Source organism: Bradyrhizobium sp. SZCCHNR1098 (assembly GCF_032489375.1).
Taxonomy (GTDB): domain Bacteria; phylum Pseudomonadota; class Alphaproteobacteria; order Rhizobiales; family Xanthobacteraceae; genus Bradyrhizobium.
On record NZ_JAUEXY010000006.1, the window covers coordinates 50,192 to 63,288 of the forward strand.

Sequence of the window (13,097 nt, forward strand, 5' to 3'; positions counted from 1 at the left end):
GGACAGACAGATGACTTCGACCAACCGTCGTCAGGTGTTGCGGATCGCGGGAGCGGCGGCGATCGCAGCCGGCTTTGCCGTATCAGCCGCCCAGGCACAGTCGCAGGACAAGATCCGCATCGGCTATGCGATCTCGAAGACCGGCCCCTATGCCGGCGGCGCCGGCATCACCACGCTGCCCAACTATCAGCTCTGGGTGAAGGACGTGAACGCGGCCGGCGGCATCAAGCTCGGCGACAAGCGCCTGCCGGTCGAGATCGTCGAATATGACGACCGCAGCTCGTCGGAAGAAGCCGTGAAGGCGATCGAGCGCCTCGCCAATCAGGACAGGGTCGATTTCATCCTGCCGCCATGGGGCACCGGTCTCAACCTCGCGGTCGGTCCGACTCTCAACCGGCTCGGCTATCCGCATCTCGCGGTGACGTCGGTGACCGACAAGGCGCCGGAGCTCGCCAAGCGCTGGGCCAATGCCACCTTCTGGCTCGGCACGTCGGCGCAGATTTCCAATGCGCTCGCCGAGCTGCTCGGCAAGCTCAAGAGCGAGGGCAAGATCGGCGGCACCGTCGCGATGGTCAGCGTCGCCGACCAGTTCGGCATCGAGCTCGCCGCCGCCGGGCGCGAGGCCTTCAAGAAGGCCGGACTGACCGTCGCCTACGACAAGACCTATCCGATGGGGTCGCAGGATCTGCAGCCGCTGCTCAAGGATGCGATCGCGAGCAACGCCGATGCCTTCGTCGCCTTCAGCTATCCGCCGGATACGATCGGGCTGACCGAGCAGGCGCAACTGCTCAAGTACAATCCGAAGATCTTCTATGTCGGCGTCGGCACGGCGTTCCCGCTGTTCAAGGGCAAGTTCGGCGCGGGCAGCGACGGCGTCATGGGCATTGGCGGCTGGAATGCCGACGCGCCCGCGCTCAAGGACTATCTCGCCCGCCACAAGGCGGCGACCGGGCAGGAGCCGGATCGCTGGGCGAGCCCGATCACCTATGCGAGCCTGCAGGTGCTGCAGCAGGCGATCGAAAAGGTCGGCAAGGTCGATCGCGCCGCGGTCGCCAAGGAGATCCGCGAAGGCACCTTCGACACGATCATCGGCAAGGTGAAGCTGAAGGACGGCCTGCTGCAGGAGGTGTGGGGCGTCGGCCAGTGGCAGAACGGCGAGTTCTATGCGCTGGCGCCGGCCTCGCTGCCGGGCGCACGCGCCGCTGTCGTGCCGAAGCCGGAATGGAAATAGCCGGAACGAGGTCGTGAGCTCGCGGGCGCGCGTGATCCGGCGTGCGTCCGCGGGCTTCGCGCAAGAGGCACGCGCCCCATGCTGATGTTCGACATCCTGCTGCCCGGCCTGGTGCTGGGGGGCATGTATGCCCTGATCGCGCTCGGACTCACGCTGCAATATGGCGTCGCGCGCATCATGAACCTGTCCTATGGCGAGTCGCTGGTCGCGGCCGCCTTTGGCACGCTGTCGCTCTATTCCGGCCTGCAGCTGAGCCCGCTGCTGGCGCTGCTGCTCGCGATTCCCGTGGCGGGGCTGCTGAATTGGCTGCTCTATCGTCTGCTGCTGCAGCGTCTGATCCGCCGGAGCAAGGACGCCGGCGCGCAAGAGGTTGACAGCATCCTCGTCACCTTCGGCGTGCTGTTCGTGATCCAGGGCGTCATGCTGGTGGCCTTCGGCGGGCAGTATTACAGCTATAGCTACCTCTCCATTCCCGTGACGGTGCTCGGCTCGACGCTCGCGGTGAACCGGCTGGTCGCGCTCGGTTTCGCCGCGCTGATCGGCACCGGCGTCTATCTCGCGCTGACGCGAACAAGGATCGGCACAGCCGTGCGTGCCGTCGCGGTCGATGCCAATGCAGCGCGGCTGGTCGGCATCGATGTCGCTTGGCTCGCAGGCCTGGCGTTTGCGTTCGGCGGTGGACTGGTCGCGGCCGGCGGCGTGCTGGTCAGCATGTTCCTCACCTTCAATGCCTCGATGGGCGGCGTGTTCACGATGAAGGCGCTGGTGGTGGTGATCATGGGCGGCGTCGGCAACGTCATGGGCGCGCTGGCCGCAGGGCTGCTGCTCGGCGTCGTCGAGACCGCGGTGGCGCGGCTGGTCGATCCCGGGCTGACCTTGGCGGCGACGTTTGCGATGTTTCTGGCCGTGCTGCTGATCCGGCCGACCGGGCTGTTCGGAAAGGCGGCGTCGTGATCAGCCCCGGCAAGATTCTCGCCTGGTGCATCGGGCTCGTCAGCGTTGCCGCGGCAGTTGCGCTGCCGCTCTACGCCAACGGCTACTATCTCGCACTCGGCATCAGCATTCTCTATTTCACCGTGCTGGCAACCGCCTGGGCAATGTTCTCCGGACCGACCCGCTACGTCTCGCTGGCGACCGCTGCGTTCTTCGGCATCGGCGCCTATACGGCGGCGGTGACGGGCGAGACGCTGAGCTGGCCGCTGCAACTGATGACCGCTGCGGGTGTCGGCGCTGTCGTCGCGGCCATCACCGGCCTGTCGACGCTGCGGCTGTCCGGCATCTACTTCATCATCTTCTCGTTCGGCCTGGCCGAGCTGATCCGCCAGCTCGTGATCTGGTACGAGGTCAACATTCACAAATCGGTCGGCCGCTATCTGTTCAGCGACATCACCCAGGAGATGCTGTACTGGCAGCTCTGCGCGCTGACGGCGCTGGTCTTCCTCGCCGGCTTTCTGCTGACGCGCTCGCGCTATGGCCTCGCGGTGCGCGCGATCGGCGCCGACGAGACCGCCGCGCGTCATTCCGGCATCGATGCGACCGCGGTGAAGCTCGGCGTCTTCATCGTCAGCGCGGTGTTCATGTCGGTGACCGGCGCAATCATGGCGCCGCGCTGGACCTATATCGATCCGGCGATCGCGTTCAACCCGATGATCTCGTTCCAGGTCGTGATCATGGCGCTGCTCGGCGGCGCGGGATCGCTGATCGGCCCGGTGCTCGGCGTCATCCCGCTGGTGCTGCTGTTCGAGGTGCTGACCGCGGCGCTGCCCAATCATTTCAGCATCGTGCTCGGCCTCATCTTCATCGGCATCGTGATGGCGCTGCCGCGCGGTGTGATCGGCCTCGTCGACAGCACCTGGCGGCGGGAGCGCCGGGTCGTGCCCGCGAAGCCCGAGCAGGACGGTCGGCCGCTGCTCGTTGCGGAGGCCGTCGGCAAATCCTTCGGCGGCCTGCGCGCCGTCGACAGTGTGAGCCTGGACGTCCGCGCCGGCGAGATCCTCGGCGTGATCGGTCCCAACGGCTCCGGCAAGACGACGCTGCTCAACATGCTCTCGGGCGCGCTCGTGCCCTCGGCCGGCACGATCCGCTTCGGCGGCATCGTCATCAGCGGTCTCGCGGCACACCGGATTGCGCGGCTTGGCCTCGCCCGCACCTTCCAGTTGGTGCGGGTGATGCCGGACCTGACGGTCGCCGAGAATGTCGCGGCGGCGGTGTTGTTCCGCACGCGCCAGACCGGTGCGGCCGCAGAATCGATCCATGAGCTGCTCGCCCTGGTCGGCCTCGATGGCATGGCGGAGATGCCGGCGGGCGACCTCACTTACATCGACCAGAAGCGGCTGGAGCTGGCCCGCGCGCTGGCGCTGCATCCGCGTCTTGTGCTGCTCGACGAATGGCTGGCTGGGCTCAATCCGACCGAGCTGGAGACCGGCATCGAGCTGATCGCCTCCTTGCGCGACCGCGGCATCACCATCGTGATGGTCGAGCATGTGATGGATGCGATCCGCGCGCTGTGCGACCGCTGCGTCGTGATGAGCGCCGGCACCGTGATCGCGCGCGGAACGCCGGGCGAGGTGCTGGCCGATCCCGCCGTGATCACAGCCTATCTCGGAGAGCCCGATGCTTGAGATCAAGCGGCTGTCGCACGCCTATGGCAAGCACCGGGCGCTCACCGATGTCGGGCTCGAGGTCGCGCGCGGCGAGATCGTCGCCATCCTCGGCGCCAATGGCGCCGGCAAGTCGACGCTGCTGAAGGCGATCGCGGGACTGATCCAGCCGTCGCCCGGAGCCGTGATCCGGCTCGGCGGGACGGACATCGGCTCGCTCGCGCCGCATCTGATCGTCGAGCGCGGCATCGCGCTGGTGCCGGAGGGCCGCGGCGTGTTCGGCGATCTCACCGTCGCCGAGAACCTCCAGCTCGGCGCTTATCCTTCGCGCGCCCGCGACGGCGAGGCCGCTCGGCTGGCGCACGTGCTGGCGCTGTTTCCGCGCCTCACCGAGCGCATGGGGCAGGCGGTGCGCACCATGAGCGGTGGCGAGCAGCAGATGGTCGCGATCGGCCGCGCACTGATGTCGCGGCCCGATTTGCTGCTGCTCGACGAGCCGTCGCTCGGCCTGTCGCCGCTCTTGAGCCGCGAGGTGTTCCGCGCGCTGAGGACGATCCGCGGCGACGGCGTCGGCATCCTGATGGTCGAGCAGAACGCGCGCGCCAGCCTCGACATCGCCGACCGCGTCTACCTGATCGAGCAGGGGCGCAACGCCGGCCGGGGGCCGGCGTCCGAGATGAAGAACAATCCCGACATCCAGCGCGCCTATCTCGGCCAGTCGCGCGCGCCGGCTTCCGCAACCGCATCAACCCCATCGACCTAGGAGCGCCCCATGAACGCGATCAATCTCCTGATTGGCGGCAAGGACCAGTCCGCCACCAATCAGCGTACCTTCCAGCGGCTCAATCCGATCAGCGGCGAGATCGCAACCATCGTTGCGGCGGCGTCGATCGATGACGCGCTGCGCGCCGCCGATGCCGCCGCGGCGGCATTTCCGGCGTGGTCCCGGCTCGGTCCGGGCGAGCGCCGCAAGCGGCTCAATGCGGCTGCGGATGCGCTGGCGCGCAACGCCCCGGAGTTCATCGCGCTGATGATGGCCGAGACCGGCGCCACGGCGGGCTGGGCCGGCTTCAACGTGCATCTCGCCGAGGGCATGCTGCGCGAGGCCGCGGCGATGACGACGCAGATCGCGGGCGAGGTGATCCCGACCGACGTGCCCGACAACATCGCGCTGGCGCATCGCCAGCCGGTCGGCGTCGTGCTCGGCATCGCCCCGTGGAATGCGCCGGTCATCCTCGGTGTCCGCTCGGTGGCGATGCCGCTCGCCTGCGGCAACACCGTGGTGCTGAAGGCCTCGGAGATGAGCCCGGGCGTGCACCGGCTGATCGGCGCGTGTCTGGCCGAAGGCGGTCTCGGCGACGGCGTCGTCAACGTCGTCACCAATGCGCCCGAGGATGCGCAGGCGGTGGTCGAGGCGCTGATCGCCCATCCCGCGATCCGCCGCGTCAACTTCACCGGCTCGACCCGCGTCGGCCGTCTCATCGCCATGGCCTGTGCCAAGCAATTGAAGCGCGCGCTGCTCGAGCTCGGCGGCAAGGCGCCGCTGGTCATTCTCGACGATGCCGATCTCGACGCCGCGGTGAATGCCGCCGCGTTCGGCGCCTTCATGAACCAGGGCCAGATCTGCATGTCGACCGAGCGCATCGTGGTCGACGACAAGGTGGCGGATGAATTCGTCGCAAAGTTCGCCGCCAAGGCCAACAGCCTGCCTTACGGCGATCCGCGCAAGGGCGATGTGGTGCTGGGCTCGCTGGTCAGCGCCGCCGCCTGCGACCGTGTCGGCGGCCTGATCGAGGACGCGGTGGCCAAGGGCGCCGTGTTGGCCGCCGGCGGCCGCGGCACCGGCACGATCATGCCCGCGACCATCGTCGATCACGTCACGCCGGCGATGCGCATCTATGGCGAGGAGAGCTTCGGCCCCGTCGTCACCATCGTGCGCGTCGGCGGCGTCGACGAGGCCGTGCGCGTCGCCAACGACACCGAATATGGTCTGTCGTCGGCGGTGTTCGGCCGCGACATCGCCCGCGCGATCGGCGTCGCCAAGCGCATCGAGTCCGGCATCTGCCACGTCAACGCGCCGACGGTGCATGACGAGCCGCAGATGCCGTTCGGCGGCGTCAAGGCCTCCGGCTATGGCCGCTTCGGCGGCAAGGCCGCGATCGACGAATTCACCGAGCTGCGCTGGATCACGGTGCAGACCGGCGAGCGGCATTATCCATTCTGAGATGGCGTTTGCGGCCCGGCCCTGGCGCATCGTCGGATGCAGCCAGAGCCGGTTGCATTCCGCGCGGCCATGCGCGGCAGCTTTTCGATATGTGTCGATGGTGCGAGGCGCGATCGAAATTCACGTTGTAGCTCCGCTGGTTGCGGCAGACAGGCGCGCTACTTTAAAGAAATTCCAACGGCTTTAGATCGATTCAGTTTGCTGCGGCCCTTCTCTTGCCGGACGTTCGGATCATCACGTGCAACGTCGATGAAGAAGGGTGGGTTCGAGCGCATGCGGCTGTGGGTTCAGGTCCATACGTGGACGTCGCTGATCAGCATGATCTTTCTGCTGATGCTGTGCCTGACCGGGCTTCCGCTGATCTTCCATGACGAGATCGATCATCTCTTCGAGGACGAGATCGCCGCGCCGGCGATGCCGGCCGACACGCCGCTGCTGCCGCTCGACCGCCTGATCGCGGCGGCCAAGCAGCAATTGCCGGATCAGCATGCGCTGTTCGTGAGCCTGAAGCAGGCGGAGCCGCTGATTGTGGTCGCGATGTCGCCGACCGCCATTCCGGTGCCCGGGCAGTTTCATCGCCTCACCGTGGATGCGCGCACCGGCGTCGTTCTCGGCGAGGAGGCGTCGCATCAGGACGTCATGGACGTGATCCTGCGCATCCACCGCGACATGTTCACCGGCCTGCCGGGCGAGCTCTTTCTCGGACTGATGGGACTGGTGTTCGCGGCCTCCATCGTCTCGGGCGTCGTCGTCTACTGGCCGTTCATGCGGCGCCTGCAGTTCGGCACCGTGCGGGATCGCTCGGCCCGGCTGAAATGGCTCGACCTGCACAATCTGCTCGGCATCGTCACGGTGAGCTGGGCGCTCGCGGTCGGTCTGACCGGCACCATCAACACGCTTGCCGTGCCGCTGTTCGATCTCTGGCGCGCGAAGACCATGCCGGCGCTGCTCGCGCCCTATCGGGGCAAGCCGCTGGCGGAAGCAAAATCGATCGAGGCCGCCGTTGGCGCCGTCCGCACCGCGTTTCCGGACCGGCTGGTGACGTCCATCACCCTGCCGACGACGACACGGTTCGGCAGCCCGCAGCATCTGATGATCTGGACCAAGGGCCGCACGCCATTTACCGCGCGCATGTTCAAGCCGGTTCTGGTCGACGCCCAGGACAGCAGCAAGATGGTCGCGCCCGAGCTCGCCTGGTATCTCACCGCGCTGCAGGTGTCGCGGCCGCTGCACTTCGGTGACTACGGCGGACTGCCGCTGAAGATCATCTGGGCCGTTCTCGATGTCATCACGATCATCGTGCTGTGCAGCGGACTCTATCTGTGGGCCGCCAAGCGCTGGGGCTTCCGCAGGAAGGTGTCCGGCGTCGTTAGGTCGGCAGCGCCCGCGGTGGTGTCGCCATGAGCTCCTCGGCCGCATCGGCGACGCCATCTGCCCGCGTCGCGCAACTCTCGACCTGGCAGGTGTTTCGTGCGCCGCTGCTGATCGGCCTGGTCGCCGCAGCCGGGCTCGCCTTCGGACTGTTCGGCGACGGGCTCTGGGACGGCCTGTGCTGGCTCGGACTGTCGATTCCGATTCTGCTGTCGCTCGCGTACGGCACGAAACTAAGCCGCGGCGCGAAGGCCGGAGCGCAAGGCGCTCAGGCCGGGACGCAGGATCTGCCGCTCTGAGCGCTGACGTCCGCCGTCGGTCGGCGGAAGATACCCCGCATCATTGACCTCGATCCGCGCTGCTGGACGACGCGCCCGGCGCGATGACCCTGATGCGCTCGGCCGGCCAACGATCCCACGCATCTCCTCTCTTACGCGTCCTCTCTCGCGCGACGCCTCATCGCGATGGCAGCGCGCTGCGTCGGCGGCGCGTGATCGGTCTCGCGCAGCGAGCGCCGACGCGAGCGGCGTCGCTCCACCCCGGAAACAAACAGATACAATGGTCCTGGTGATTTCTTCGATCAGCGCGCGGCGCGGCGGAGATGTGGCGCATTTGAAAGCAAAGATTGATTCAAAAGTGGCAATTTGATTAGTTATCATCGTACGATTGATCGAAAGTTTCTCGATGAGTTCGAGACGATCGGTGTCGTGAGCTGTATCAGCCGACGCGATCGCATCGCTCTTCCCCGCGACATGCGCTTCTTTTGAAGGCTTCAAAGAAGCGGAGGGAAAAGAATCTCGTAGTAGCGACAATCTGTTGAGCCGATCGATTCGGCGAAGCTGTCGCTCGTTAGACGAGTTCTACGTCGCGCGGCGCCATCCTCAAATACCTGTGTGTTAGGACCACCGACGAGCCGAGTTGGAACTTGGAATGATCGGGGTGTCAGGATGGTCTGTCGCATTTGGGATAAAGACGTTGGATTGACGATGTCGTTGGGACTTGTGAGCTCATTGGCGCTCTCGCTGAATGTCGGAGGCGTTCAATCGGCCTTCGCGCAGACCAAGCTCCCCGATGTGACCGTCGACGCGCCGAAGCCGAAAGTCCGGCAGACCGCTTCGAGACCGCAGACGACCGCGACGCGGACCGCTCAGCAGCGCCGCGTCGCTCCGCGCAACCTGCCGCCGACCGCCCCGGTGGCCTACGTGACGCCGTCGACGGGCACGATCGGCGCGCCGCCGTCGCCCTATGCCGGCGGCCAGGTCGCGAGCGGCGGCGGCCTTGGGCTGCTGGGCAACCGCGGGGTGATGAACACGCCGTTCAATCAGACGAGCTTCACATCGCAACTGATCCAGAACCAGCAGGCGCGCACGATCCGCGACGTGCTGATCAATGATCCCTCGGTGCGCACGATCCAAGCCGCCGGCGGCGGCGCCGACAGCCTGTTCATCCGCGGCTTCTACTACGACAGCGGTGACTACGCCCTGAACGGGCTGGCCGGAATCGCGCCATATTATTCGACGGGCGCCAATTTCATCGAACGGGTCGAATTGCTGAAGGGGCCCGCGGCTCTGCTCAACGGCATGACGGTCGGCGGCACTGGCGCCTCAAGCGGCGGCGCGGTCGGCGGTAGCGTCAATCTCGTCACCAAGCACGCGCTCGACACCGACATCACGCAGCTAACGGCGACCTATGCGTCCAAGACGCAATTCGGCGAGCAGATCGACGTCGGCCGTCGCTATGGCGAGCACAAGGAGTGGGGCGTCCGGCTGAACAGCAAGTATTCGAACGGCGATACCCCCTGGAACCGGCAGACCGACGAGTTCGGCAATGCCCACCTCGCCGTCGACTATCATGGCGAGAATGTCCGAATCGATGCCGATGTCGGCTATCAGGCGGACAAGCTGAATCCGCCGCTGCGATTCTTCGGCGTGGGTACTGCCGTCACCAGCATTCCGTCGCCACCGTCGTCCGGGACCAATTTCCAGGTGCCGTGGGCGTATTATGCGCCGACCGATTTCTTCTCGACGGTGAAAGGCGAAGTCGATCTCAACGATCGGATCACCGCCTATGCCGGCTTCGGCTATCACGACAGCAACATCAACTACCGCTATCCATCGCCGGTGCTCGCGAGCAACGCTGGCGTATTGTCCGGGACTCCGGGAACGGGAAGCGAGACGTACAAGACGTACGCCGGGGAGGCTGGCCTGCGCATGACGGCCGATACCGGCCCGATCAACCATGCCGTCAATGTCGGCTATTCCATCACCGACCGCACCTATACCCAGCAGGTGGTCTCCGGCAAGATGCCCAACTGGAGCCTTTACAGCGAGCCGACCAACATCGCGTTGCCAAGCTTTGCGACGCTCCAAGCCAATCAGACCGTCGGCGCCAATCTCTGGAGCATCGGCGTCTCCGACACGATGTCGCTGCTGAACAAGCGGATTCAACTGACCGTCGGTGTGCGCAGACAAACCGCGGGAACGGAAGTCACGAATCTCGTTACTCCAGCATCGAGCCGCCCCTTCGAGGACACCTCGGTGTGGACGCCAGCCTATGCACTCGTGGTCAAGCCCGTCGAGTTTGTGTCGCTTTATGCCAATTACATCGAAGGCCTGCAGACCCCGACCGTCGTCGCCGCCGGCTATGCCAACAGCGGCACGGTCTTCCCGCCAGGGCAGACCAAGCAGGTCGAGACTGGCGTCAAGGTCGACTTCGGCCGAATCACGACCACCGTCAGCGCATTCGATATCTCGCGCCCCAGCGTGATTACCACGAGTTCAGGGGGAGTGCTGACTCAAGAGCTGAATGGCCGGCAGCGCAATACGGGGGCCGAGTTCAACGTGTTCGGCGAGGTTACGCCGACGCTTCGGCTGCTGGGGGGCGTCGCGTATATTCACGGCGTGCAGGAGAAGACCTCGGGCGGCCTGACTGACGGCAAGCGGGCGATCGGCGTGCCCGAGCTCACCGTGAATCTCGGCGCCGAGTGGGATACACCGTTCGTGCGGGATCTGACGCTGACGGGGCGGGTCGTCTACACCGGTGCACAATATGTCGACGCGGCCAACAAACTCTCGCTGCCGGATTGGACACGCGTCGACCTGGGCGCCCGCTACACCTTCACCTCGCCCTGGAACGGCAAGCCGATCGTGCTGCGGGCGAGCGTCGAGAATGTATTCGACAAGGCGTATTGGGCGTCGGCCTATAGCGGTGTGATCACCCTGGGGGCGCCGCGCACCTATCTCGTTTCCACGACGTTCAATTTCTAGGACGTCGATACGCGTTGGCGATGATGGGGCCGCCGCACGGCCGTTGTGCGGCGGCCTTGTTAGTCTGAGCGATGCGGACGGCGTTCAATTCCAATCTGATGAAAATTTGCGTAGCTCATCGATTGCGTCGAGGCGTGATCATCTCCGCGGTGACAAAGCGGTCGGGTCAGCAAATCATCTAGTTGGAGCCGATACATCCTCATGTTGAATCGTCACCTGCGTGTCACCTTGGAGAGATTAAAAACTTCGATCGGCGGTATCCTTTTGACTGTCATTATCAACTGCATTACTCGTAGTTCATCAACGTCGATTGTTAGTAGGAGTAGCCGGGCATGATGGTCTTCGACAGAGATGACGTCACCTTCACCGTCGTCGTGAATCACGAAGAACAATATTCGATCTGGCCGACCTTCAAGGACATCCCGAACGGGTGGACGGCCGTCGGCGTGACCGGGAGCAAGAAGGAGTGTCTGGACCATATCGAGCAGGTGTGGACCGACATGCGGCCGCTCTCGCTGCGGAAGTTCATGCAGGAGAACGCCCGGGCCTCTGCTGAATCCTGAAGCGAAGGAGGCTGGCTGCCATGCGGCTGATCTGTTTGCCCTATGCCGGCGGCAGCGCCATGGTCTATGCGCGCTGGAGGAGAGGTCTTCCGTCCTGGATCGAGGTCCAGCCGCTGGAGCTGCCAGGACGGGGCGCGCGGATGGACGAGCCACTGCAAGCGGATGCGACGGCGTTGGTCGATCAGCTCGCGTCCGAACTGGTCGGGACGCCGTTGGCGGAGCCTTACGTCCTGTTCGGGCACAGCCTCGGCGGCTTGCTCGCCTTCGAGCTCGCGCACAGGCTGCTCGCGCTCGGCGCGCCAAGGCCGCACATGCTGCTCGTGTCCGGAACGGAAGCGCCTGCCGTGCGCGACGGCAGCCGCTGGCGCGAGCCGCTCGGTGACGACGCATTGCGCGAGGAGCTTCTCAGGCTGAACGGCACGCCGCCGGAGGCGTTGCAGAGCATGGAGATCATGCGCGGCACACTGCCGATCCTGCGGGCCGATTTCCTGATGTGCGGGAACTACGTGTATCGGCGGCGCCAGCCGTTGCCGTGTCCGCTGCACGTGTTCGGCGGAGAGCTCGACGAAACGCGTGCCGAGGCACTGGAGGCATGGCGGGCCGAGACCTCCGGCACGTTCGGCCGCGACATGCTGCCGGGCGACCATTTCTTCATCCACAGCCAGCAGGCGGATCTGCTGAAGCTCGTTGCCGCATTGCTGGTACGTCGGGCATGGCCGGAGCCCGCCGTTGCTCGCGCGGGGCCTTGAGCGGCGCGTCGAAAGCAGGACCCAGCCGGAAAAGCCGGCTGGTGAAGAAACTTCGATGCTGAAATCGACGGGAGACGGGGAGAAGTCATGTTCGCAATACAATCTAAAGTAGAACAAGAATCGCTGCCGTTCCTTCTGCGGGCCAGCCGCACGCAGCAGCCGCTGATGGAGGCCGTCAGCGAGGTCCGCGACATGATCGAGCGCCAGCTCTACGCGTGCGGCGGAATTCTCTTCCGTGGCTTCCATCTCGACGGCGCCGAGGCGTTCAGGAGCTTCGCCGCGAGCTTCGGCCATCCGCTGCTGTCCTATGAATTCGGCTCGACGCCCCGATCGCAGGTCAGCGCCGGCGTCTACACCTCGACCGAATATCCGCCGCACCAGAGCATCCCGCTGCACAACGAGCAGGCCTATACGCGCGACTGGCCGATGAAGATCTGGTTCTATTGCGAGCAGGCGGCACAGCAGGGCGGCGAGACGCCGGTCGCCGACAGCCGGTCGATCCATCGCGACATGCCGGCCGCGATACGTAACCGCTTCGCCGAGCGGGGCGTCATGTATGTCCGCAACTATGGCAGCGGACTCGACGTCGACTGGCGGCAGGTGTTCGGCACGGAGTCGAAGGCCGAGGTCGAGGCCTATTGCGCCTCCCATGCGATCGCCTGTGAATGGAAGGATGGCGACGAGCTGCGGACGCGGCAGGTCTGCCAGGGGACCGCGGTGCATCCCGTGACCGGGGACATGGTGTGGTTCAATCAGGCGCATCTGTTCCACGTCTCCAGCCTCGCGCCCGAGGTACGGGAAAGTCTTCTCGACATCGTCGGTGATCCGCTCGAGCTGCCGCGCAATGCGTTCTACGGCGACGGCTCGCCGATCGAGGATGAGACGCTGGCCACGGTCAGAGCCGTGCTCGACCGGCATAAGATCGTCTTTCCCTGGCAGACCGGCGACGTCGTCATGCTCGACAACATGCTGACGGCGCACGCGCGCGAGCCGTTCAAGGGGCCGCGCAGGGTGATCGTCGCGATGGCGCAAGCCCATCGCGTGAATTGAGCCTGCGCGATCGATCCTCACATTGTTATCGGACCTTCGGAAG

11 protein-coding genes are annotated in these 13,097 nt (G+C 65.6%); all 11 read left to right on the forward strand.

Features of this window, described 5'->3' with window-relative positions; genetic code table 11:
• Positions 1-10 precede the first annotated feature (10 nt).
• Positions 11-1,231 carry an amino acid ABC transporter substrate-binding protein gene (locus QX135_RS14805; protein ID WP_316181456.1) on the forward strand — a complete coding sequence of 407 codons (1,221 nt, stop codon included), beginning with the start codon at positions 11-13 and terminating at the stop codon, positions 1,229-1,231.
• Between the two features lie 78 nt (positions 1,232-1,309).
• A complete protein-coding gene (locus QX135_RS14810) occupies positions 1,310-2,185 on the forward strand; it encodes a branched-chain amino acid ABC transporter permease (protein WP_316181458.1) in 876 nt (291 codons plus the stop codon).
• Complete coding sequence (locus QX135_RS14815; RefSeq protein ID WP_316181460.1) at positions 2,182-3,852, forward strand: branched-chain amino acid ABC transporter ATP-binding protein/permease; 1,671 nt, start codon at positions 2,182-2,184, stop codon at positions 3,850-3,852. Before QX135_RS14810 ends, QX135_RS14815 begins: the two co-directional genes overlap by 4 nt.
• Positions 3,845-4,594, forward strand: coding sequence for an ABC transporter ATP-binding protein (locus QX135_RS14820; RefSeq protein WP_316181462.1), 750 nt, complete (start codon positions 3,845-3,847; stop codon positions 4,592-4,594). The genes QX135_RS14815 and QX135_RS14820 overlap by 8 nt, the downstream gene beginning before the upstream one ends.
• Positions 4,595-4,603: 9 nt before the next feature.
• Positions 4,604-6,055 carry an aldehyde dehydrogenase gene (locus tag QX135_RS14825; protein ID WP_315772824.1) on the forward strand — a complete coding sequence of 484 codons (1,452 nt, stop codon included), beginning with the start codon at positions 4,604-4,606 and terminating at the stop codon, positions 6,053-6,055.
• A gap of 273 nt (positions 6,056-6,328) precedes the next feature.
• Positions 6,329-7,459 (forward strand): PepSY-associated TM helix domain-containing protein, encoded by a 1,131-nt coding sequence (locus QX135_RS14830; RefSeq protein WP_316181571.1) that lies wholly within the window; start codon positions 6,329-6,331, stop codon positions 7,457-7,459.
• A complete protein-coding gene (locus QX135_RS14835) occupies positions 7,456-7,725 on the forward strand; it encodes a hypothetical protein (RefSeq protein WP_315781231.1) in 270 nt (89 codons plus the stop codon). Before QX135_RS14830 ends, QX135_RS14835 begins: the two co-directional genes overlap by 4 nt.
• A 687-nt stretch (positions 7,726-8,412) precedes the next feature.
• Positions 8,413-10,692: a TonB-dependent receptor gene (locus QX135_RS14840; protein WP_315781228.1), complete on the forward strand. Its 2,280-nt coding sequence runs from the start codon at positions 8,413-8,415 to the stop codon at positions 10,690-10,692.
• A 332-nt stretch (positions 10,693-11,024) separates the two neighbouring features.
• Positions 11,025-11,255: an MbtH family protein gene (locus QX135_RS14845; RefSeq protein WP_316181463.1), complete on the forward strand. Its 231-nt coding sequence runs from the start codon at positions 11,025-11,027 to the stop codon at positions 11,253-11,255.
• 20 nt (positions 11,256-11,275) lie between these two features.
• A complete protein-coding gene (locus tag QX135_RS14850; RefSeq protein ID WP_316181464.1) occupies positions 11,276-12,004 on the forward strand; it encodes a thioesterase II family protein in 729 nt (242 codons plus the stop codon).
• 87 nt (positions 12,005-12,091) lie between these two features.
• Positions 12,092-13,054: a TauD/TfdA family dioxygenase gene (locus QX135_RS14855; protein ID WP_316181465.1), complete on the forward strand. Its 963-nt coding sequence runs from the start codon at positions 12,092-12,094 to the stop codon at positions 13,052-13,054.
• Positions 13,055-13,097 lie beyond the last annotated feature (43 nt).

Bases quoted from the DNA above. Each gene is read 5' to 3' on its own strand.
- QX135_RS14805 (WP_316181456.1), top strand. From the start codon at position 11: ATGACTTCGACCAACCGTCGTCAGGTGTTGCGGATCGCGGGAGCGGCG.
- QX135_RS14810 (WP_316181458.1), top strand. From the start codon at position 1,310: ATGCTGATGTTCGACATCCTGCTGCCCGGCCTGGTGCTGGGGGGCATG.
- QX135_RS14820 (WP_316181462.1), top strand. From the start codon at position 3,845: ATGCTTGAGATCAAGCGGCTGTCGCACGCCTATGGCAAGCACCGGGCG.
- QX135_RS14825 (WP_315772824.1), top strand. From the start codon at position 4,604: ATGAACGCGATCAATCTCCTGATTGGCGGCAAGGACCAGTCCGCCACC.
- QX135_RS14830 (WP_316181571.1), top strand. From the start codon at position 6,329: ATGCGGCTGTGGGTTCAGGTCCATACGTGGACGTCGCTGATCAGCATG.
- QX135_RS14835 (WP_315781231.1), top strand. From the start codon at position 7,456: ATGAGCTCCTCGGCCGCATCGGCGACGCCATCTGCCCGCGTCGCGCAA.
- QX135_RS14840 (WP_315781228.1), top strand. From the start codon at position 8,413: ATGTCGTTGGGACTTGTGAGCTCATTGGCGCTCTCGCTGAATGTCGGA.
- QX135_RS14845 (WP_316181463.1), top strand. From the start codon at position 11,025: ATGATGGTCTTCGACAGAGATGACGTCACCTTCACCGTCGTCGTGAAT.
- QX135_RS14850 (WP_316181464.1), top strand. From the start codon at position 11,276: ATGCGGCTGATCTGTTTGCCCTATGCCGGCGGCAGCGCCATGGTCTAT.
- QX135_RS14855 (WP_316181465.1), top strand. From the start codon at position 12,092: ATGTTCGCAATACAATCTAAAGTAGAACAAGAATCGCTGCCGTTCCTT.